The organism is Thermodesulfobacteriota bacterium (assembly GCA_035325995.1).
Classification (GTDB): domain Bacteria; phylum Desulfobacterota_D; class UBA1144; order Nemesobacterales; family UBA2774; genus JADLGH01.
Window position 1 is genome coordinate 369,323 of sequence record DAOKYU010000001.1, and the last position, 21,569, is coordinate 390,891.

General features: G+C 57.5%; 20 protein-coding genes and 1 tRNA gene. 7 read left to right on the forward strand and 14 right to left on the reverse strand.

The window, feature by feature from the left end:
• The first annotated feature begins 1 nt into the window (after position 1).
• Both PKC29_01705 and PKC29_01710 read left to right on the forward strand, forming a co-directional pair.
• Complete coding sequence (locus PKC29_01705; protein ID HML94124.1) at positions 2–1,252, forward strand: M23 family metallopeptidase; 1,251 nt, start codon at positions 2–4, stop codon at positions 1,250–1,252.
• Between the two features lie 362 nt (positions 1,253–1,614).
• Complete coding sequence (locus tag PKC29_01710) at positions 1,615–1,977, forward strand: hypothetical protein (protein HML94125.1); 363 nt, start codon at positions 1,615–1,617, stop codon at positions 1,975–1,977.
• Between the two features lie 198 nt (positions 1,978–2,175).
• Here the strand turns inward: PKC29_01710 and PKC29_01715 are convergent.
• The 7 genes from PKC29_01715 to PKC29_01745 all read right to left on the reverse strand — a co-directional run bounded on the left by PKC29_01715 (position 2,176) and on the right by PKC29_01745 (position 9,206).
• Positions 2,176–2,247: transfer RNA gene (locus tag PKC29_01715), tRNA-Thr, on the reverse strand.
• A 62-nt stretch (positions 2,248–2,309) separates the two neighbouring features.
• Positions 2,310–2,963, reverse strand: a complete 654-nt coding sequence (locus tag PKC29_01720; GenBank protein ID HML94126.1) for a hypothetical protein — start codon at positions 2,961–2,963, stop codon at positions 2,310–2,312.
• A 119-nt stretch (positions 2,964–3,082) separates the two neighbouring features.
• On the reverse strand, positions 3,083–4,258 hold the full coding sequence (locus PKC29_01725; GenBank protein HML94127.1) for a hypothetical protein: 1,176 nt from the start codon (positions 4,256–4,258) through the stop codon (positions 3,083–3,085).
• Positions 4,255–5,766, reverse strand: a complete 1,512-nt coding sequence (locus PKC29_01730; GenBank protein HML94128.1) for a glycosyltransferase — start codon at positions 5,764–5,766, stop codon at positions 4,255–4,257. The genes PKC29_01725 and PKC29_01730 overlap by 4 nt, the downstream gene beginning before the upstream one ends.
• Positions 5,759–7,135 carry a hypothetical protein gene (locus PKC29_01735; protein HML94129.1) on the reverse strand — a complete coding sequence of 459 codons (1,377 nt, stop codon included), beginning with the start codon at positions 7,133–7,135 and terminating at the stop codon, positions 5,759–5,761. The genes PKC29_01730 and PKC29_01735 overlap by 8 nt, the downstream gene beginning before the upstream one ends.
• On the reverse strand, positions 7,135–8,136 hold the full coding sequence (locus PKC29_01740) for a glycosyltransferase family A protein (protein ID HML94130.1): 1,002 nt from the start codon (positions 8,134–8,136) through the stop codon (positions 7,135–7,137). Before PKC29_01740 ends, PKC29_01735 begins: the two co-directional genes overlap by 1 nt.
• Positions 8,133–9,206 (reverse strand): hypothetical protein, encoded by a 1,074-nt coding sequence (locus PKC29_01745; protein ID HML94131.1) that lies wholly within the window; start codon positions 9,204–9,206, stop codon positions 8,133–8,135. The genes PKC29_01740 and PKC29_01745 overlap by 4 nt, the downstream gene beginning before the upstream one ends.
• Before the next feature lie 324 nt (positions 9,207–9,530).
• On the opposite strand from PKC29_01745, the gene minC reads away from it, so the two are divergent.
• Genes minC through minE form a run of 3 tightly spaced genes read left to right on the forward strand, consistent with a single transcriptional unit; the run spans position 9,531 to position 11,197 of the window.
• On the forward strand, positions 9,531–10,148 hold the full coding sequence (gene minC / locus PKC29_01750) for a septum site-determining protein MinC (GenBank protein HML94132.1): 618 nt from the start codon (positions 9,531–9,533) through the stop codon (positions 10,146–10,148).
• An 11-nt stretch (positions 10,149–10,159) separates the two neighbouring features.
• A complete protein-coding gene (gene minD / locus PKC29_01755; protein ID HML94133.1) occupies positions 10,160–10,942 on the forward strand; it encodes a septum site-determining protein MinD in 783 nt (260 codons plus the stop codon).
• A gap of 3 nt (positions 10,943–10,945) precedes the next feature.
• Entirely contained in the window at positions 10,946–11,197 is a 252-nt protein-coding gene (minE, locus tag PKC29_01760; GenBank protein ID HML94134.1) for a cell division topological specificity factor MinE, read from the forward strand.
• Between the two features lie 402 nt (positions 11,198–11,599).
• On the opposite strand, the gene PKC29_01765 is transcribed toward minE, so the two are convergent.
• Positions 11,600–11,926 carry a hypothetical protein gene (locus PKC29_01765; protein HML94135.1) on the reverse strand — a complete coding sequence of 109 codons (327 nt, stop codon included), beginning with the start codon at positions 11,924–11,926 and terminating at the stop codon, positions 11,600–11,602.
• 130 nt (positions 11,927–12,056) lie between these two features.
• Entirely contained in the window at positions 12,057–12,827 is a 771-nt protein-coding gene (locus tag PKC29_01770) for an SDR family oxidoreductase (protein ID HML94136.1), read from the reverse strand.
• Between the two features lie 210 nt (positions 12,828–13,037).
• On the opposite strand from PKC29_01770, the gene PKC29_01775 reads away from it, so the two are divergent.
• On the forward strand, positions 13,038–13,460 hold the full coding sequence (locus PKC29_01775; GenBank protein HML94137.1) for a peptidylprolyl isomerase: 423 nt from the start codon (positions 13,038–13,040) through the stop codon (positions 13,458–13,460).
• A gap of 93 nt (positions 13,461–13,553) precedes the next feature.
• Positions 13,554–14,153: a DUF4126 domain-containing protein gene (locus PKC29_01780; protein ID HML94138.1), complete on the forward strand. Its 600-nt coding sequence runs from the start codon at positions 13,554–13,556 to the stop codon at positions 14,151–14,153.
• On the opposite strand, the gene hemG is transcribed toward PKC29_01780, so the two are convergent.
• The 5 genes from hemG to PKC29_01805 all read right to left on the reverse strand — a co-directional run bounded on the left by hemG (position 14,150) and on the right by PKC29_01805 (position 21,548).
• The gene (hemG, locus tag PKC29_01785) at positions 14,150–15,568 is read right to left on the reverse strand and encodes a protoporphyrinogen oxidase (GenBank protein ID HML94139.1); all 1,419 of its coding nucleotides are present in this window, start codon (positions 15,566–15,568) and stop codon (positions 14,150–14,152) included. The two genes, PKC29_01780 and hemG, sit on opposite strands and share 4 nt — an antisense overlap.
• Before the next feature lie 62 nt (positions 15,569–15,630).
• Positions 15,631–16,992, reverse strand: a complete 1,362-nt coding sequence (locus PKC29_01790) for a sigma-54 dependent transcriptional regulator (protein HML94140.1) — start codon at positions 16,990–16,992, stop codon at positions 15,631–15,633.
• Positions 16,964–18,466 (reverse strand): ATP-binding protein, encoded by a 1,503-nt coding sequence (locus tag PKC29_01795; protein ID HML94141.1) that lies wholly within the window; start codon positions 18,464–18,466, stop codon positions 16,964–16,966. The genes PKC29_01790 and PKC29_01795 overlap by 29 nt, the downstream gene beginning before the upstream one ends.
• A 93-nt stretch (positions 18,467–18,559) precedes the next feature.
• On the reverse strand, positions 18,560–19,393 hold the full coding sequence (locus PKC29_01800; protein ID HML94142.1) for a prepilin peptidase: 834 nt from the start codon (positions 19,391–19,393) through the stop codon (positions 18,560–18,562).
• Positions 19,386–21,548: a CDC48 family AAA ATPase gene (locus PKC29_01805; protein ID HML94143.1), complete on the reverse strand. Its 2,163-nt coding sequence runs from the start codon at positions 21,546–21,548 to the stop codon at positions 19,386–19,388. The genes PKC29_01800 and PKC29_01805 overlap by 8 nt, the downstream gene beginning before the upstream one ends.
• Positions 21,549–21,569 lie beyond the last annotated feature (21 nt).

Below are 21,569 nucleotides of genomic sequence, written 5' to 3' on the forward strand. Positions count from 1 at the left end.
AATGAGGAAAGTCTACTTTCTGTTTATAGTTCTTGCTGCACTCATAGCGAACGACGCATTTCAGCCGGTGGGCTACGCCGGCGAGAGAGGGAAGGGCGGCGTGCCTGTCGAATCCGGCTCAAACCAGTTCACGCCGATTATCGTGTCATTTCTTGCCGAGCCTCGTCCCGTCCTCGGGTCGGACGGAAAATATCATCTCGTATACGAGCTTCAGCTTACAAACACGACTCAGCTAACCTGGCATATAAATTCGCTCGAAGCGCTGGACAAGAATAATCGGTCCCGCGTCCTCACGTCGTTCTCCGGCGACGACGTCGCGGCGAAGAACCGTATAATCCCGGGAAATGAATTGTCAGCGGATATCGGCGCCGGCAAAACATCACTCTTCTTCATAACATTCTCTGTGGATTCGAAGAATGAAATCCCGGCCGCGATTATTCACCGCCTTGCCATTACCGTCCCGGGCGGTATCCCGGAAGGGTTTCTTTCGTTCCTCAGCCTTACGCCCGGGACGCAGGAAATCGCCTTTGTATACGCAGAGACGGGCGTAGGCAGCCGGGAGGCCGCGGTTATAGGCCCGCCGCTCAGGGGGGGCAGATGGGTGGCCGCCGACGGATGCTGCCTCGCCCACAGGCACGTGCGCGCGGCGCTTCCGATAAACGGCAAGTTCACGGTCGCCCAGCGCTTCGCCATAGACTGGGAGAAGCTGAACGACGACGACCTCATTTACGCCGGGGACCCGAAGGACGTCCACAGCTATTTCTCGTACGGCGAGGATGTGCTGGCGGTGGCCGGCGGGCGCGTCGTAACGGCCGTGGATAAATACGAAGACCAGGTACCGGGGCAGCTACCGCCGGGGCTTCCTATAGAGGAGGCCGACGGCAATTACGTTGTTATAGACATCGGCGGCGGGAACTTCGCCTTTTACGCGCACATGATAAAGGGCAGCTTAGCTGTAAAGGAAGGGGATTTCGTCACGCGCGGGCAGGTTATAGGGCATCTCGGGAATTCGGGCAACACGTCGGCCCCGCATCTTCATTTTCATATGCTGGCCGGGCCGGCAAGCCTGGGATCGAACGGGTTGCCGTACGTGGCGGACGGGTACGAGCTCCTCGCGAGGAGCGCCTCGACCGAGGCGTTCGACAACGCCGAGATAAACGGGGTGCCGCTGGAAATGGTTTCGGTGTCGAACCCGGGCCCGCATGTGAACGACCTCTATCTCGACCAGAGCATAGTCGTTTTTCCGGAATGATTCGGCGGGGATTCGAAGGCGGTCGCGCGGACAAGAGGGAGTGTGAGAAAAAGTAAAAGATGAAAAGAATGGATTCCCGATACAGGCCTTGATACTAAAGAAGGCAGGGCCTGAGCAGTACTGGATAAACGTTTCCATTTCAAGGGTGCGGCGTCCGATTCCTCGCTCGCTCGAAATCGTTGGGAATGACAGAGCGGATGTTCTAATGCTCGCTCGTTCGCATTCGTTCTCTTACCGGAAGCGACCGACCGCGCCAGCCCCGTATTTTACTTATTCCGGGGCCGGGGTGAGAGTCGCCTGATTACCGAGCCAGATTGCAGATTATATAATTAAATGCTACTGGTGAAGTTGAAGGAGGGGATATGAGAAGGGTGCTACTGCTGATAGCTTTTGTTTCCGCTTCTCACTTTGCTGTTATAGATTCAGCGGAGGCGGGGGACGCGGAGAACGTGGTTTATCTTCTCAATACGCAGTACGGGCGCGTTTGCAAGGCGGAGCTGACGGGGTTTTTCACCAGAACTTTAAAGATCGACTGGACGTCTAATACCGCGAAGATAAACGCGATCAAGGTATTGGCCGAGATCGGGAGCGTGAAGGAGATTCTTTACAGGGACGGCGTACGCTATTTACAGTTCCCCAACGATTCGGGCACGTATAACGTTATAGACTGGAAAACCGGGGAGAAGAAGTCGATAAGCGACAGGACTCCTTATTATTTTCCTTAGTCGAGTGAAGAACGATGCACGGCTCTCGTACAAAGCTTACGTTTTATCAAGATTCTTCTGAGCGGTATCCGTATCGTTGGGAGAAATCAACGAGGTGAGTAGTCCCGCAGTTCCCGCTGCGCTGCCGTCTTTAAATAATTTTGACCGTTTAGCTGGAAAGCAGGAAATGATTGCGGCAATGAGGGAGTTAGGGAACGGAGCCGACGAGAGGATTTGAACCTCCGACCTGCTCATTACGAGTGAGCTGCTCTACCACTGAGCTACGTCGGCTTCAATCGAGGGAAAGTATAATATACGAACTTACGGATTTTTCAAAGCCCGGAGCGAATTTTTTACTGCGCCCGACATTGCCATTTATAGCTGTAGGAAATGTCGTACATATTGTTGTTTTTGTCCCTCGCGTGTCCGCAGACGACGTCCGCGTCGAGAGCGAGCTTGCCGTTCGTGTTCACGATGAAAAATTCATACTGGGGGCTGCACTGGCCGCTGCACCTTTCGTACATATTCTGCCCGTCGGGCCCTTTACCCCTCGAAAAATCGGAGAACCAGCTTTGTACCTGGGGCATGGAGCTGAAGTCCTTGTTGTACTCGAAGGGCGCCTTTTCGGTCTGCTCCAGGAGCTTCTGGCACATGTTGTAATCGGAATAATCAGTCAGGAATTTCTGCGGCACGGCGCGGAATACGATGACCGGCTTTTCCGGAAGCGTGCATCCGGCGGGGCAGAGGCCTCCGGGCTTTTCGGCCGACGCCAGGCCGCTGTCGGCCTTTTCGAGGATAGCGCCGGATTCGTACCTTATAGATCCGGGCTTGTTCCTCTCGTTAGCGAAAAAGGACGCGGTCGCCTGGGTCGATTCCATCTTGACCGTCTTTACGGCCGAAGAGCACTTGTCGGATTCCTCGCCGAACGCAAGCCCTGCCTGGATTAAAAATACCAGCAGTATGATTCCGTATAAAGAGGCGCCGGAGGCCTGAAATTTTGGTGTCATGTTTTCTCCCTTTAGCTGTGAGATTGCCGGGCCGATAAATGCGCGGCTTTCGGTCCAATAATACCTGAAATAATATAGCTAAAAGGGATTTTTTACAGGGGGCGAGGCGATAAAGCGGGCTAGCTGGCCCGAGTTCTTTTTATTGCGTCGCTCAGTTTTATTCTCGCAAACCTGAGCGTCTGGAGTATGCGGCTTCTTACGTATGCGTACGAGAGATTGGCGACGATGTCCCATCTCTTCTTTTGCCGGGCGTAGCCCATAATCTCGTGTGCGAATGAAAAATCGCTCCTGTTCCAGTATCTGCAGTTTCGTACGAGGCCGGCGGTCAGGGGGCCCGGAAATGCCGAGTAGCGTTCCAGGACCCCGATCATGTCGAGGGTCATCATAGTGCGGAGGCACTTCTCGCATTTGCAGCAGTTGATACGGGTGCCGTCGCCGAAGGCGCAGACCCTCAGTTTGTCCCGGATTTCTTCCCAATGGGCTATCGCCTCCGTTTTTTCAGTCCTTGTGTAGCCGCTGCCGTGATGCAGGACCTGCGTCGCTTCCGTAGAAAGGAGGTAGTCGATTCCCGGATCGGACCCCCAGGGCATGAGACTCGTAAAGCTGTGTGACGAGGGGACGTGGAACATGGCGGCCCGCCGCCCCGCTGCGTGCGCCGCGCCGATCAGGGCCGAGCCGTGGAATAGCCCCCAGTTACGCTCCATGCCGAATTGCCGGCAGTTCGTTCTGCAGGTTATCAGCTTTATACCGAGCCGGCCGCACATGGTCGAGTAGGCGTCTCTCAGGAGCGTAAAGGATTCGGTGTCTTCCAGCTTTATGTCGAAGCCGTGTACGAATAGAAGGTGCGATATCTGTACGGATTCCGGAAGCCCGTTTCCCGGCAGAAAAGACTTTAAGGTGAAAAAGGAATCCAATCCGCCGGAGAAGGCCGACATCACGATATCCGGGCCGTTCTCAGCGCCCGCGGGGACGAGGGATTCGCACTCTATACGGACCGGTTCGAACCTCCAGACAGGCCATATGCAAAAGGCCGTTTGATATTCGTTGATCCCGATAAGGAACCGCGGGGAGACTTTCCCTCTCACCTCTATTACCTTCTCGCCGCGCCGCATGGCCACGAGCAGCATCGTGGAAAGGAAGGCGTCGGCCCTGTCTGTAACGAGATCGCCGCAGTCCTCGGGAAACTCGAACCAGAGCCTTTCCGGCATGCCCGGGACGGTGGGGTCGAATTCTATCCCGGCAGATACTGTAAGCTTCCCGTCTTTAGAAGATATCTCCGGATGATGGATTATCATTTTACGAGCCGCACCCTAGAAAGCGAATCGTTAATCATCTGCCTTCTTTCAATGGCCGATTTTCTCGCGAAGGTTTTCTTTTCGTGCCTCGATATATAATCAGCTTCCTCCCCGGTTTCCTTGTGGTTAATCCTGTAATGGTAAAGCACGTAAGGTATGCGTAAAATGTCGTATTTCTCGGATACTTTCAGAACCAGGTCGTAATCCTCGGCATAACTCCCGAGGTTTATCTCGTCGAATCCTCCCATCTCGTCGAGGACGCTACGCCTCCATATGCGTGCGGCGCCGACTCCTTCCGTTCTGAGGATGTTATTCCTGTCGTATTCCTGGTGTTTTACGACGCCGTATTCTTCCAGCACATCGTCGTCGGGCCCTATCCAGTCGTAATATGAAACGCCGAGGGCGAATCCCGGGTTGGATTCCATGTAGTCATACATTATAGAGAGCGCGTCGGAGGTGTAAAGATCGTCCGAGTCGAGCTGGCAAACGTACTTTCCCCTCGCGTATTTTATTCCCGCATTCAGCGCGGCGGCAGTGTTGCGCGCGGCCTCGCTCCTGAGGATGGTTACGCGCCCCGCGCCGATATATCTCGACGCAGCTTCGAAGCTCCCGTCCGTCGAGCCGTTGTCCACTATTATAATCTCGTACCCTTTCCACTCGCTCTTTAAAACGCTCTCTATGGTTCGTCCTACGTACTTCTCACGGTTATAGAGGGGAATGACGACGCTTATATCCGGCCCGCCGGGGTTCTTCGATTCGCTTTCGGGCGCGCGGGCGGGCGGACCGAAGAGAAATGCCCCGCGTCTTTTAAGCGAGGCGAAGCAGGCTTCTCTGAACTCGGCTTCCTTTTCCGGGCTATAGTCCGTATACGACTCGCGGGGCAGTGCGGGGTCGTGGTTATTGGCATCGTCCCCGCTGTGGAGGACTTTGTAGATGACATCGTCTAGCGCCGCGATATCGTATTTCTCGAAAATTCTCATCCTGAGCTCGTAATCGAAAGCGTATTTAAGGGACGTGTCGTAATTGCCGACGGTGTCGAAGACTTCTCTTTTTATAGCCCGCACAGGGCCGAGCCTGGACGATTCGGAGAAGTCGTAATTGTCTGTCCCGGTTTGTATGAAGACTTCTCCGTCTTCCCCCTTTTGTTCTATATAGTTTCCGTAGACAAGTCCGACGGAGGGTGAGGAGTAGAGCTTCTCGATACACGCGGCGACGAATCCCGGAGGGAGCGTTACTGCCTGCGTTACGAGGAATACGACGTCGCATCCCGAGAGGGATATGCCCCGGTTAAGCGCCGCCCCGGCTCCTTCCGAAGCGATGTCGGAATAGACGGCGGTGACGGGGACGCGGCTGCGCTCGATGATTCCGGCAGCGGTTTCTCTCCATGCGCCGTCGACGATACAGACAATGCCTCCGGGTTCTCCCGTCTGCCCTGTGATGCCGCCGAGGGTTTCGCCGAGCCTGTCGGGTTTTCCCGCTACGAGTATTACGAAGCCTGTTTTAATCATGTGACTCTTGCCTCGGAGATAGAAACTCGCGCAGCGTTTCCGTAAGCGTCTGCGAGAGGACCTTTAAATTGACGAAACGTTCGTATTCGTCCCGCGGTATGCCTCGCCCCTCGTTCGGGCCGTCATACGAAGCTCCGCCCCCGGGGGCGGATGTCTTCAGCTCCCGGATGATTCTCCCCGCCTTGCCGCGAAAAGATTCGTACATCTCCGCCGATTGCCAGGTCCTGGGAGACCTTAACTGGGGAAGTATGGAATAGGCGTCGAGCAGGAGCGCCTCGGGGTCGCGTGCTCCCACGAGCGCGAGAGGCTCGCCGCTTAAAAGATCGACGGCGGCCCGGTCTGAAAAATTGAGAAAAAACTGCCGGAATTTATCTATAGACATGACCCTGAGGCCGGAATCCCCGATTCTTTTATAGTGTTCGACGATGGCCGCTGTGAGCCCGTTATCAGCGGGATCGAAGAGGAATATATCAGCTTTGTCGGCGTTTGTGTATACGACCGCGGCGCTGTCTTTCCGCCGCTGCCGAATAGCGGCCACGACATCCGTAATCCCGGCGGGCGGGGCCGGTATCTCGCCGGCCGCCGAAGCCTCGCCGGAAGAATCTCCGTCCGCATTTGTCCCTCTCTGGCAGACCGCCCCTGCCGCGACGTCGAAAAGATGAAGCAGGATAGCCAGCATTTCTATGTACTTCGATTCGTCGTCCGATCTTTTTAAAAGCTCCCATGATTCGCGGGCGCGGTCTCCAAGGCCTGAATATCCCCGTGGCACGTTACCGCTTCCCGCCTCCTTCATCGCATTGTCCAAAGCAGTCATCGTCCTTTCGGCGATACGTTTCGTTAACTCTCGTTCGAGCGGGCTCCCGGAGGGGTTAAGGGTGCTGTCCTGAAGGTTTATTATCTTCCAGTAGGCCTTGTAAAGATGGTGAAGGATTTTTACCCTATCGCTTATTGTATTATCCGGCGCTATTTCGCGATCCCTGAAAAGCACCCTCGGCCTGCCGGCCTTCTTCCCGAGAAAGAGGTCGCCCAGGAGGGCCCATTCGGCCAAGGAATAGGCGACCACGTGAACCCCGATTTTGTCCTTTCCGAAGGGGGGCATCCTGTATCTCGTTTTGCGCTCGAGCCCGGTCATTAGCCCGTACTCTTCGCGTGCGTCGAGGTCGTCTATGGTTATGACGCAGTCGATGTCGCTCAGGCCCGGGACTATGTCGCCCTCGGCCATGCTGCCGGCTACGTATGCCGAGCGTATTTCGGGAAAGCCCTTGAACGTATGGGTGAGCAGCCGCTCGCAGAGAAAGTAGAGGGATTTGCCTACCGGGCCCAGGGCCGGGTGGCTGGATATTTTGTAGACGGTTTCTTTAAGGTTCATTATTCGGGGTTCAGGCTCGTTTTGCGCTGCTCGTCCGGGGCTCCCTGACCCGGCCGCTCCGCCTGCGCCGCGACGACGCCTTCCGAAGGGGCCGCTCTTTTCGATTCAGAGTAATAACCCCGGAAGTAGAATGACAGGAAGAGGAGCGTCAGAGGGGTCAGGAGTATAAACTCCGTCTTTCTCCCGAGCTTGAAAGAGAGACGGAGCCACGATATGTATCTTTCCGATACTGATTTAACGACCCACGATAAAGAGGGCTCTGTCATCCGGTTTCCGTCCCTGTCTTTCAAGACCCTGTAGAAGCTCGCGCCGTAGCGGGTTCTTTGCTCGAGATAGCCGGAGAGGTCTTTTTCTTCCCAGTGTTTAATGTATTTATCGACGAAGAAATATACGGGTATCCCCTCGGCGGCCATTCTCATCCCGAGATCGCCGTCCTCGCCCGTGAGGAGCTTTTCGTTAAACCATCCGGTGATGTCGAACATCTCCTTCCTGAACACCGCCGCCCGCGATGGGGGGAGGCCGAAGCTCTCGAGGACGCTGCTCCGAAAATCTTTACTGCTGAATCTCTGAAGGAGGGTCATCTGGTAGTAGAGCCTCTGGGCGTACCTGAAAATGCTCGGGCCCGTGGGGAGTATGTTGTGGGTAATGATCCAGGCGTCCGGGTTCGCGGCCAGGAATTCCGTCGTGTCTTTTATGTAATCCGGGGGAAGTATGTAGTCGTCGGCGATGAAGGCTATGAGACCGCCCCGGGCATGAGCGCCGCCGTGGTTCCTGGCCGAGGCCACGCCGCCCCTCGGTTTGAGGAGATATTCGATATCGAGCCTGCCACGGAATCCGTCGATTACGCTCTTGTTGTCGGACGTCGAGCCGTCGTCGACGACCAGGACCTCGAAGGAAGCCCCTCCCTTATCCATGCAGGCTATCGATTCCAGGCAGCGTTTGAGGGGGGCAGGGCGGTTATACGTAAGCACGATGAGCGAGACGTCTACTTTCGGGTTCATGGCCGTGCCCCGGTTTCTCTCTTCCTTAAAAATTCTTCCAATATCTTTATATTCTCGGACTGATCCCTGCCGAGGAATATTCTATAGCTCTCGGCCGTCGCGGTCAGCTTGAGCGCCGTGTAAAGCCGCCTGATGAAGACGGGCACGCGGGAGAAAATCTCACCTGGCGAGCTGTTGAACACGAATTCCATGCCCTGGTAGAGCCCGAGCCCTATTACGGCCGCGCTCATGAGCGAATTCAGCGTGGCGAAGCGGGACATCTTTTCAATGTACGGGTTTCCGTTAATGAGACGTTTTGCCGTGAAGAGGATTTTTTTCTCGAGGAGCCGCCGCTCGAGCTTATTTCCCCAGTAGTCTATGTCGATGAAATACTTGCCGCCGAACTCCATGCGGTCGATATGGTAGACATATTCCGGAGGGATGGAGCTTATCTTTTCCTCGTCGAGCGTCCCCATGCGGAGGGGCAGGGGGAGCACGCGGCCGCCGCCGTCGACGAGCGCCTCGTCGTCCGATATGAGCTTGAACACGCTCCTTTCAAGGACGGAAAACGCCATTGTCGATTTGCCGCCGCCCGACTGCGCAGAAAATATCACGGCCGTGTCGTTCAGTGAAAACGTGAGCGCGTGTATTCGGAGAATCCCTTTCTCGTCGCAGTATTGGCCGAGGAGCGACAGAACGAGGAGGTAGAACGCTTCCTGGAGAAAATTCGGGTCCGTGCCGTAAATCGTATAGATGCGGCCGCCCCCCTCCACGAGCACGACGCCCTTACCGAAGTAGTCTATGATCTTGGTGCCGCCTTTTGTGAACACGATGTTCCTCGGCGTCGAGAAGCTCGACTTAAGGCTCGGGAAGGAAGAGTAGGGCGGCTCTGATTCGATCGCCGTTACAGTTACCGCCGGACGGCCCGTCTCGACCTTGAAGAAATTAAACGGCCTGACCATCCCGCGCACGAGATCGGGAGAGCCCGATCTGCATTCGATTACGAGCCCGTGGATATTTATTACAGCGTAGGGGGAAGTGGCGCCCGCCTGTCTTGCAGGGGGTTCCGTGTTCGGGTTTTGTTTCGGCATCTCTTACAGCATCCGGCTAGGGGAAATCGCTAAAAGAAGCTGCGATCAATCGTGTGAGTATAGCATATGAGAGGTTTAAAACAATCGTCGTTCGAGAACCCGGAAAATCGCCGTTTGGAGACTCCGCCGGGCTCCCTCGCCGCCGTTCGGGCTGGTTTCCCCGCGAGCTTCGGGCGCTTCAGCGGTCGGGTTTCCCGTAGCTTTCGCGCCGTTTTTTCAGGATATCCCGCCGCCATGGTTAATTTCTTGTGTTGTCATTCAACATATGATAATTTGTACAGGGGAAGAGAGGACCTTCTTATTCGCCGTACTTAGAGAAGCCAAATGGGAATAGTCGTTAAAGGCATGACTGTGCCGGCCTTACTTGTCAAGCTGGACGAAAGCCTGTCTGTCGAAGAGAATATTTCGCAGATAAAAGCCAAGCTCGGAAGTGATTTCTTCAAGGGGTCCCTCGCTGTAATAGATTACGAGAGTGCGAGACTCTCCGAAGGGGACATGAGGAAAATCGAGGAGGCCGTCCGGAGCACGAACACGAGGTTTGTCGGGTACAAGCCCTCGCTCAAGCTAGAGAAAAATCAAAAGGCGGAAGCGCCTCAGCCGCCGGCCGCGGGCGTCAGGACGCTCAAGCTCATAGACAAGAACATCCGGAGCGGCCAGAACGTCGAGCACGACGGCGATGTGCTCATAATCGGCGACGTGAATCCGGGCTCTTATATAACAGCCTCGGGGAATATCATAGTCATGGGCACGCTCCGCGGCATCGTGCATGCGGGAGCGGGAGGCGACGACGGCGCGATAGTCATAGCGCTCAAGCTCCGTGCACAGCAGCTCCGGATAGCCAAGTGGATTACGAGGTCGCCGGACGATTCCGAGGGGCCCGAGTATCCCGAGAAGGCGTACGTCAGGAACAACCAGATAATAATAGAAAAAATTCGTAGCTGAGGGGTAAGCAAATGGCGAAAGTTATAGTTATTACATCCGGGAAGGGCGGTGTCGGAAAGACGACGGTTACCGCGAATCTCGGGGCCGCGCTTGCGTCCATGGGCAACAAGGTGCTCACTATAGACGCCGACATAGGTCTTCGGAATCTCGACATGATACTCGGGCTCGAGAACCGCATTGTGTACGACATAGTAGACGTCGTCGAGGGCACGGTCACACCCGAAAAGGCTTTCGTCAAGGACAAGAGGAGCGAGTCGCTGTATCTGCTTCCGGCCGCGCAGACGAAGAACAAGGAGGCCGTCAGCGGCGAGCAGCTGTCTTCGATAGTGGAGAGGGTTAAGTACAACTTCAACTTCATAATAATAGACTCGCCGGCGGGAATAGAGGGCGGGTTCAGGACCGCAGCGACACCGGCCGAGGAAGCCCTGGTCGTCGTCAACCCCGAGGTTTCTTCGGTAAGGGACGCCGACAGGGTGATAGGGCTCCTCGAATCCATGGGGAAGGATAAAATCCATCTGATCGTAAACAGGATAAGGTCCGCTCGCGTAAAGAAGGGCGAGATGCTTTCGGTCGAAGATATAGAAGACGTCCTCCGCATAAAGAAAATCGGCGTAATCCCCGACGAGGAAAAGATGGTCGATTACACGAACAAGGGCGAGCCCATTGTCCTCTCCGATAATACCGGAGCCGGCGCCGCCCTTACGAACGTTGCCCGGAGACTAATGGGAGAGGATGTAGCTTTCAGCGAGCTCGAGGACAAGAAAGGATTTTTCAGCAGACTTCTAGGGGGATGATCAATGTCTCTATTCGGATTTTTCAGACGGAACAAATCTGCCAACGTAGCGAAAGAAAGGCTCAGGATGGTTCTTTCTTACGAAAGAAAAGATCTTCCTCCGAACTTCGCGGACAAGCTCCAGAAGGACTTGATCCGTGTGTTTAAGAAGTACCCTCAGCTGAACGTCTCGGCCATAGAGATAAACGTGAAAGAGGGAAACCAGAGGGACGAGCTTTCGATTTCCATTCCGTTCGCGCAGCGCGGACACAACTGACGGCGGGGTATGTGCCCGATAATCCGGAGTAAGGCCTGCGCCGGAGGCTTCGGACGGGTCATGCCCCTGAAAAGCTTTTATCTCTCCGTTTGCCCCTCGAATCCTCTGCGCCGCCGCCCCTGAAACCAGCCTCGTTTGCTTCGACAATCGATTCCTGAAATTCCGCCGGTTTGCCGCCGCGATTTTTCTAAATCCGCGGCGCGATAAGTACGAGAGGCGGCAGGACGGAAGCTCGGAATTTAACTTCGAGTCCCGGGAGAGGGATTCGTATATTTTTGTTACTGGATATAGCGTGCGTAACCGGCCGGGGTGCGCGGCCGCCGGATGAAGGGGGCGGAGAGGGAGGGCGACAGCGTGCGGCTTCAGCCGCGCGCCGCCCCCGAAGCATTTAGAGGTTTGTAATTAATAGACGCAGGACCTTGCGAGGGTCTTGTCTTTCGTTACGTAGATGTGTACGCAGAAAGGCTGCATCAGGGCGCCCCTCGCCCTGTCTTCTATTGTATCCGCAAGCTCGGCCGCTCTCCCCTGCTGGCTTGCGGGTATCTGTACCCACATTGATACGGGCGATTCCCAGGTTACGTTCCTGAAGGTTTTCAACTGGTCGATGATTGTCGTGAAGTGGTGCTGGGAAGCGGTAGGCTTGTAATAGGGGCTAAGGGCCTGACTTTCGGGCGCAAACAAAGCGAGCACCGCCGCTATGGCTATTACCGCCGAAATGACAAATTTCATCCGGGCCTCCTCTAAGGTGATGTGGCCCCCTGTCCCGGAGGCCACTAATAATCTAGCATATCACACGGCTAATTGTCCAGTGCTGCGTGATGGTTCTTATGCAAACTTAAACAGAAATCTAGGCCCGGTTTTACGTCGCGACCCAGCCGCCGTCTACGGACAGCATGCTCCCCGTCATGAACTGCACGTTGTCGTCACAGAGGAAAAGGACGGCGTGCGCGATTTCGTCCGCTTTTCCGAGCCTTCCTATCGGATGGAACGACTTGAAGAGCTCCTCGGCCGATTCCCTGCTGCTGCCTTCAGCCACCTGGTCCAGGAGCCCGTCGACCATTGGGGTCTCGATCGTGCCGGGGCAGACGGCGTTAACGCGGATGCCCTTGGCGGCGTATTCGAGCGCCATGCTCCTCGTGAGCTGCGTTACAGCGCCCTTGGTCGCGTTGTAGGCGGCGAGACCGGGGACGGCCTTGAGTCCGAGGATGGAGGAGTTGTTGATTATGACTCCGTATCCCTTTTCGAGCATGTGGGGTATAGTGTACTTCGACATGAAGAATGTGCCCTTCACGTTGATGTCGAAGGTCTTGTCCCATATCTCGGTGGCCGTTTCGTGGGTATGGGAGGTGTAGAGCACGCCGGCGTTATTGAAGAGTATGTCTATCTTGCCGTACTTGCCGATTATGTGATCGACAGTCTTTTTGCAGTCTTCTTCCTTCGATACGTCGGCGACGAGATATTCGATATCGACGCCCTGCTTCTTTCCTTCTTCGACTGCGTCCTTAAGGGTCTGCTCGGTTCTTCCCGTAATTATCACCTTGGCCCCTTCCTTCGCGAAAAGGTAGGCCGTGGCCTGCCCAAGACCGAGACTCCCCCCCGTTATGAGAGCTACTTTGTCTTTAAGCTTCATCTACTTAGTCTCCTTTGGATATTTAGAAAGATGATTATAATAGACTCGCGATTTTAATCAAGCCGTCGGCGCGCCCGCCCGGCGGGGCTCGAAATCGGGGGCGCAAGATGATATTATCACAGTCAGAGAGACGAGGGCGGCGTATAAATATTCCGCCTCCGATGCCGCATTCGCACAGGCATAAACGTTAAATTCTCCGGAGGGCTATAAATGAGCACTACAATAGATATGGGCGACACCGTAACTTTCAACTATGAAGGCAAGGTCGAGGACGGCTCGACGTTCCACACGTTCGACGAGGAGCCGCTCGCTGTCGAGCTCGGGACGGGGGCGCTCGTAAAGGGCCTCGAGGAAGAGCTTATCGGCATGGCCGCCGGGGAGGAGAAGACCTTCCGGGTCGCGCCGGAAAAGGGGTACGGCGTGGAAAACCCGGACCTGGTTCAGACCGTGGAGAAGAAGCTCTTCGCGGACGCCGGCATGAACCCCGAGCCGGGGCTCGTCTTCAAGACGCCTAACGGCAACTGCCACATCACGCGCGTTCTCGACGACAAGGTCGAGATAAGCTACAATCACCCGCTTGCGGGGAGGACGCTCGACTATCACGTGAAGGTAATCAACGTCGCCAAGAAGTAGCCGCCGCGCGGCCCGTTGATCCGCCGCACCGCCCTGTAAATCCGGCTTGCAACGCAGCCCGGCCTTCATATACTATTTAATTGAGAAAGCGGAATGGAAACTCTTCTGGCCATCTTCGTCGGCATCGGGCTGGCGGCGGCGTGCGGATTCAGGATATTCGTACCGCTGCTCGTTATGAGCGTCGCGTCGTTGTCGGGGCAGATTGCGCTTTCGCCGGAGTTCGGCTGGATAGGCACTTACCCGGCGCTTGCGGCCTTCGCCATCGCCACCATATTCGAGGTCGCCGCATATTATGTCCCGTGGATAGATAACCTCCTCGACACCGTGGCCGTCCCGGCCGCTACGGTTGCGGGGACTATCGTCATGGCCTCGGCCGTGTCCGACATGAGCCCGTTCCTTAAGTGGGGGCTCGCGGTTATAGTCGGGGGCGGTGTAGCGGGCACCGTGCAGGGGTTCACCGCCATCACCAGAATCGCGTCCACGGCCACGACGGGAGGGCTCGGGAATTCCGTCGTCTCGACGGCCGAGGCGGGCGGCTCGCTCGTAATGTCCATACTCGCGCTCGCCGTTCCCGTGCTGGCGGCGATACTTGTCCTCGCCATTTTAATAGTCGCTTTCAGGAAGATATACGCCTGGATTTTCAGGCGGAACAAGCTGGGGGCCGAAGCGGATAATCCCCGGCTCAATCCCTAGCGGCCGGGTGCGTAAACGGTTTCGACGACCTTTTCGGCCGCGCTTTCACCCGAGTTTATGCAGTCCGGAATGCCTACGCCGCCCAGGGCGCTCCCGGCTATTTCCAGCCCCTTCAATTTTTTGACGCCCGACAAGATCTTCCGCACGAGATCCGGATGACCGACGTAGTACTGCGGAAGCGATCTCGGGTATCTCTTGAGGAAGCCGAACACGGGCTCGCCCGTTATGCCGAGCACGGGGCGGAGCTCGGATTTCAGTGTCTCCATTATCGCATCGTCGCCCAAGTCGAGCACGCCGGGGTCGAGCATTCCGCCCGTAAACGCCCTCAGCACCGTATAGCCCCCGGGCGCGCGCCCGGGGAATTTTTCGCTGCTGAAGGAGCACGCGATGAGCCTTTTTTTCTCCAGCACCGGGACGACGAATCCGAACGCGTCTATGGGGCGTTTTATGTCCGAGAGCTTGTAAGCCAGTACGGCGACGGCGGACGAGGCGTAATCTATGCCCGCGAGGAGGGCAGCCGTTTCCGGGTCCAGCTTCTCGACGAGTTTCGCCGCCACGAACGCCGGGGTCGTAATCACGACGCCTTCGGCCTCATAGACGCCTTTGTCCGTGGAGACGGTATATCCGCCTTCGGATTTAGATACCGCGCTCACCTTTTCCCCGAGCCTGAGTGATTCTCCGAGGCCCGACGAGAGCCTGTCCGTGAGCGTGCTCATGCCCTTTTTAAACGATACGAACATGCTGTAGCGTGCGCCGCTGTCTTTCTTCCGCGCACGGCTCTTTTGCCTGTAGTTCCTGAGCATGCCGGCGATGACGCTCCCGTGCTCTTCTTCGAGCTCCATGTACTGCGGCATCGTGGCCCGGAGGCTGAGCCGCTCGGCGTCGCCCGTGTAGATGCCGCCTATCATCGGCTGGGCGACGCGGTCGAGCGCTTCGCGGCCGAGCCGCCTCCTGACGAAGCCGGCCACGCTCTCGTCGCCGCCGCGCCTGCGCGGTATGACGAGGTCCATCAGCATACGGAGCTTTCCCCGCCACGAGAAGAGGGGCGAGGTCAGGAAAGGCGCGAGGCGCGAGGGGGCGAGCATGACGAACCCCTCGGGGATCTCGACGAGATCGCTCCCTCGGAGGATATATGTCCTGCGCTTGCTATCGTCGGTTTCGATGAGCTCGCCGTCGAGCCCGAGCCTGCGGCAGAGGTTGAGCCCCCAGGGCTTTGTCGTGATGAAGGCGTCGGGGCCTTCCTCGACCAGAAAGTCGTCCCTCTCTATCGTGCGTATCGGGCCGCCGGTCCTTTCCGATGCTTCTATCAGGAGGACTTCGAGTCCGGGATGCTTCTCGGCAGCTATTTCCTTTATGCGGTTGGCCGCGGCGAGTCCCGTGATGCCGCCGCCGATGACGACGATTCGTTTGCTCATAGGATTATTTAACCATGAAGCGGCCCGGGTTCAATGCGCCATTGGGGAGGGCCGTCCGGATTTCAGGATTCTTCCTGCTCCTTCAGCTTGTAGAGGAGAGAGCGTCTGCTTATGCCGAGCACCTTCGCCGCGCGGGTCCTGTTGCCCCCCGTCTCTGTCAGCGCCCGCTCGATGTACGCCCTTTCTATTTCCTGCCTGGCCTCGTTGAAGCTGAGCCTGCCCATCCAGTCCTTTATCGCCGCCCCGGGCCCGGAGCCGCCCGCAAGCTTGTCGATCCGTGTTATGTATTCGGAGTCGGAGAGTATTATCGCCCTTTCGACGACGTTCTCGAGCTCCCTCACGTTGCCCGGCCAGTCGTAGGACGAGAGCTCGGAGATTACCTCGGGGGTCGCTTCCCTTACGCGCCTGTTGACGTGCTTCCCGTACTTCGCGATAAAGTGCGCGACGAGCGCGGGGACGTCTTCCTTTCTTTCCCTGAGCGGGGGTATTCTCACGGGGAAGACGTTCAGCCTGTAGTAGAGGTCGTTCCTGAATTTGCCGTCGGAGACGTCCTGCCCGAGGTCGCGGGACGTCGCCCCTATGACCCTGACGTCCACCTTCAGGACCTTCGTGTCACCGAGCCGTCTTATCTCGCCTTCCTGGAGCACCCTGAGGAGCTTGGGTTGAAGGAGCATGGGGAGCTCGCCTATCTCGTCGAGGAAGAGCGTCCCTCCGTCGGCTTCTTCGATGAGACCCCGCCTGGCGTTTTCGGCCCCCGTGAAGGCCCCCCTGGCGTAACCGAATAGCTCGCTCTCGATCAGTGTTTCGGGTATCGCGGCGCAGTTGACGGCGACGAAAGGCGCGTCCCTGCGCGGGCCGCCCGCGTGTATGGCCTTGGCGACGAGCTCCTTACCTGTGCCGCTCTCGCCGGTGATGAGGACCGTCGTCCTGAACCGGGAGGCCTTCCGGGAAAGCTCCATCACGTCCGCCATCCCGGCGCTCGTATAGATTATCCCGCCGGTGTCCCCTGCCATTCCGAGCTCGCGCTCGAGGTAGTCGTTACGGGCCTTTAATTTCTGCCGCTCCTCGGCCATTCGCATTCTCAGGATCAGCTCTTCGGAGTTTATGGGTTTGTTTATGTAGTCCGCCGCCCCGGCTTTGATGGCTTCCAGCGAGTTCTCCATCGTCCCGTAGGCGGAGATCATTATTATTACCGCCTCGACGCCTCTTTCCCGCGCTTCTTTAAGGAATTCGATGCCGCTCATTCCGGGGAGCCTGATGTCGCATATGATGAAGTCGTAGAATTCTCCTGCGCCGAGGCGCGAAAGGCCCCCGGCCGCGTTCTCCACGGCCTCGACCTCGAAATTCTCCATCCCGAGTATGAGGGAGAGCGTCTCCCTTATTCCCTTTTCGTCGTCAATTACCAGAACTCTCTGCGTTTTCATAATCACCTGCCGCAGGGAATACGAGGCTGAACGAAGCCCCCTTTCCCGGCTCGCTATAGACCTCTATACGCCCGCCGAACGTCTCGACTATGCGGGCCGAGACGGACAGCCCGAGCCCCGTCCCCTGCCCGGGGTCCTTCGTCGTAAAGAAGGGGTCGAATATTTTGTCCCGGATTTCAGGGCCGATGCCCGGCCCGGTGTCGCTCACCTTTATCGTTACCTTACCGCCGCCGTCGGAGGTCGATATGGCTATTTCCCCTTCGCCGCCGAGGGCGTCCCTCGCGTTAAGTATAAGGTTAATTATGACCTGGGAGAGCTGATTGGGGTCGGCCTCGATTGGCGGGATTCCCGGGGCGAGGTCGAGCCTTAGCCCGACGTTCTTGAGAACGCCCCGGCTGTTTACGAGGTCGGCCGTTTTAGAGGCCGCCTCGTTTACGTCGAGCGGCCTTAGCGAAACGCTCTTCGGCCGCGAGTAGTCGAGCAGGGTTCTTATGATGCGGTCTATGCGTCCCACCTCGTCGAGGAGGTCCCGGAGAAATGCGGCCCGCTTCTCGTCGTCCATCCCGGGGGCGCGCATCATCACCTCGGCGTAGCCCTTTATGGCCGAGAGGGGGTTACCTATCTCGTGGGCTACGCCCGCCGAAAGCCTTCCGAGGGAGGCGAGCTTCTCCGCCGCGACGAGCTCCCTCTGGACGAGCCTGAGCTCGGCGTTGGCCTCTTCGAGCTCGGCTATCTTGCCGCCGAGCTTTTTCCTGCCGCTCTCAATCTCAACGTACATTTTCCTGAGGGCGTCGTAGAGCCGGTTTATCTCCTTCACGCCGCCTATGTCGGCCGATTCGTAGAACTTCCCCGCGCCGATCTTTTCGGTCGTTTTTATGAGCTCGTGGACGGGGCGGACTATCCTTCGCGAGAGAATGTAGAACCCGAAGAGCGTGATTATCACGAGGAAGAGGATTATCCAGAGCGCTATGAGCCTGCGGTTCAGGAGGAGGTTCTCCTGGAGCGGCCCCAGCGGCTGGTATACGAACACTGCGCCCGAGGGGCCGCCGGCCGGCCTTACGGGGACCGCGACCTTAAGGCCGTCGAAGGCTGTGAACGGGGGGAAGTTGACGCCTTCGAAGCCGATTACGGTGTTGCCGGTAGTTATGGCCTGAAGGAGGAGCGGGTCGGTCTTCGGCTTCGCTTCGCTTGTCTCCCGCGTATCGAAGTACACGCGTTTTCCGCCGAGCTCTATTATCCCCCATGACCCGGGATTAAGGGCGTGCTTCAGGAATTCCGCCCCGCCGCCGAGGTCGCCTTTTGTGAGATAAGAGCCTTCGAGCGCTGCGATTACGGCCTTGACGCCGTTGACGTTGCCCTCGACGGCGGAGCGCTCGGTGAGCTTGAACGCTATGACCCCGATGAGGAACATGGCGACCGCCGTTATGAGGATAATATTTACGAGTATCTCGGCCCTGAGGCCAGTTTGTCGCACGGTTTTTCGACCTTGCCCGCGGAGCGCGGGGGAGACGGCGCGCCGGCGGAATGGGTTTTCATAAGTTTAGGTCTGTTCGCGCGGGATTGCCAGTTATGTCAAAGCGCGGAAGCCGCCGGTGAATATGTATATCACGGCGGCTATGGAGAGAAATGGCCCGAAGGGGAGGGCGTATTTGAGGTCGCCTTTCTTACGGAATATGACGAGAAGCCCCGCTGCCGTCCCGAGGACGGAGCTTACGAGCATTATGAAGACGACGCCTTCCCATCCGAGGAACGCACCCAGCATCGCGAGTAGCTTGACGTCGCCCATGCCCATGCCTTCCCTCTTTCTCAGTGCGACGTAGAGGAAGGCTATTATGTACAGGACGCCGCCGCCGATCAAAAGCCCGAAGACGGAATCGAGGAACGGCACTTCGTTAAGGAGGATAAGGAAGCCGCCGAGGTCGTAGCCGACCCTCTCCATGAGCGCCCGGCTCGCGCCCCAGTCGGTCGAGAGAGCGCCGAAGATAAGCCCGACGAGTATGCCGGGGATAGTAATCACGTTCGGGATGATCATGTGCTCGAGGTCTACGAACGTTATAACTATGAGCGCGTAAATGAGCGCGAGGTAGAAGCCGGCGTCCATCGAGAGCCCGAATTTCCAGAGCACCGCGGCGGCCATGACACCGGCCAGAGCCTCGACGAGCGGATAGACGGGCGAGATACGGGAGCCGCAGTCTGCGCATTTACCGCGGAGGGCCAGGTATCCGAATATGGGGATGTTGTGGTAGAACCTTATGGCCTTTCCGCAGGAGGGGCAGCGGGAAGGGGGGAAGACGATGGATTCTTCCCGCGGGAGCCTGTAGATGCAGACGTTCAGGAAGCTGCCGACGACGGAGCCGAATATGAAAGCGAAGACGTACAGCAGGGCGGAGTTTTCAGACACTTAACCTTTCCGGCGGCTCGCTCTTGAATTCGACGTTGGCGATGATCTTGCTCTTTATCTCGTCGAGGGCCTCGGCGAAATGTTTCTCGGTTATCCTGAGCTTTTTCTTCCGGTTCTTGAGGTGCTCTCTTATTGCGATGATGGAGGCGCGCTGGCAGAGGAGCTCTACATCCGCGCCGGAGAGCCCGGCCGCCCTTAAGGCGAGCTCTTTGAGGCCCGCGTCCTTGGAAATCGGTTTTCCGCGCGTGTGGATTTTGAGTATTTCGTAGAGCTCTTCCTCGCTCGGGTAGGGGATATTCAGGATGAGGTCGAACCTCCCGGACCTGAGTATCGCCGGGTCGACCATGTCGACGCGGTTCGTCGCGCCGAGTATGAGGACCTCACGGAGGTCCTCGACGCCGTCCATTTCGGTGAGGAGCTGGCTTACGACGCGCTCTGAGACGCGGGTCCCGTCGGATTCCTTACGCGGCGGAGCGAGGGCGTCTATCTCGTCGAAGAAGACTATGCAGGGCGCGACCTGCTTTGCCTTCTTGAACACTTCCCTCACGGCGCGCTCGGACTCACCGACGTATTTAGAGAGGAGCTCCGCCCCCTTTACGGATATGAAGTTGGCCCCGCTCTGGTTGGCGAGGGCCTTGGCGAGAAGCGTCTTACCCGTGCCGGGAGGCCCGCAGAGGAGTATGCCCTTGGGGGCCTTGGTGTCCGTTATCTCGAAGAGGTCCTTGTGAATGAAGGGCCATATCACGGCCTCGACGAGCTTTTCCTTTATGTCCTTGAGGCCGCCTATGTCATCCCACGTAATCTTGGATATCTCGACGAAAATCTCTCTTATCGCGGAGGGCTCGACTTCCTTTAGCGCGTCCATGAAATCGCCCATGCAGACCTTGACGGGTGTTATCTCGCCGTTCTGGAGGAGGTAGCCGTCGTCGGCGTCCTCGAATTCGGACAGCGACTTCCGGAGCGATTTCATCGCCGCCTCGCGGCAGAGGTTTTCGATGTCGGCGCCGACGAAGCCGTGCGTCATGTCGGCCAGCCGTTCGAGCTCAATGTCGTCGTCGAGCGGCATCCCGCGCGTGTGTATGTCTAATATCTGCGCCCGGCCGTTACGGTCGGGGACGTCGAGGCTGACCTCCCTGTCGAAGCGGCCCGGCCTCCGGAGCGCCGGGTCGAGCGCGGAGGGGAGGTTCGTCGCGCCTATGACGACGACGTTGCCCCTGTGCTTGAGCCCGTCCATGAGGGACAGTAGCTGGGCCACGATGCGTTTTTCGACGTCGCCCGAGACCTTGTCCCTCTTGGGGGCGATGGCGTCGAGCTCGTCGAGGAAGATTATCGACGGCTGGTTCCGCGAGGCGATTTCGAATATGTCGCGGAGCCGGGCCTCGCTTTCGCCGTAGAACTTGTGCATTATTTCGGGGCCGTTTATGACCTGGAAGTTAGCGTTCGTTTCATGGGCCACGGCCTTGGCGAGGAGGGTTTTCCCGCTCCCCGGAGGGCCGACGAGCAGGACGCCTCTCGGCGGGTCTATGCCGAGTTTTTCGAATAGCTGCGGGTACTTGAGCGGGAGCTCGACTATCTCCCTCACCTTGGCTATCTGCTCCCTGAGGCCGCCCACGTCCTGGAAGCTGACGCGCGAGCTGTCGAACTTGGTTTTGGGTTTCTTTCGTATGTCGAGGCGTGTGGAGCCCCTTATGACGACCGAGTCGGATGGGATGACTCCCAGGACCTGGAAGTCCTCGAGCCCCGTTGTCGGGAGCTTCACCCGTATCCTGTCGCCGACCGTTATCGGATAGCCGTCGAGCCTTTCGAGAAGGTACTTGTTCTCGTTGCCGTTATAGAGCATGTCCGTGTTGCGCGGCGAAAGGACGACCTTCGTCGCGGACTTGGTGCCTACTTTCTTCACGAAGACGTGATCGTCGAGCTCGACGCGGGCGTTTTCACGCGTGGTGTCGTCGATTTCGATGACGGACTGCCCGGACGCGCTCTTGTCCAGCGGCGCGACGCGCACCACAGTCTTTCTCTTCCCGCCTATCTCGACGAGGTCCCACGCGCTTACCCCCAATTCCTTCATGTCGACCGGTTTTATACGCGCGAGGCCCTTGCCGGAGTCCTTTCTCGGCAGCTCGCAAATCCTGAACGATATCATGGCTAATCCCAATAAAGATATTACCGCTCGCGA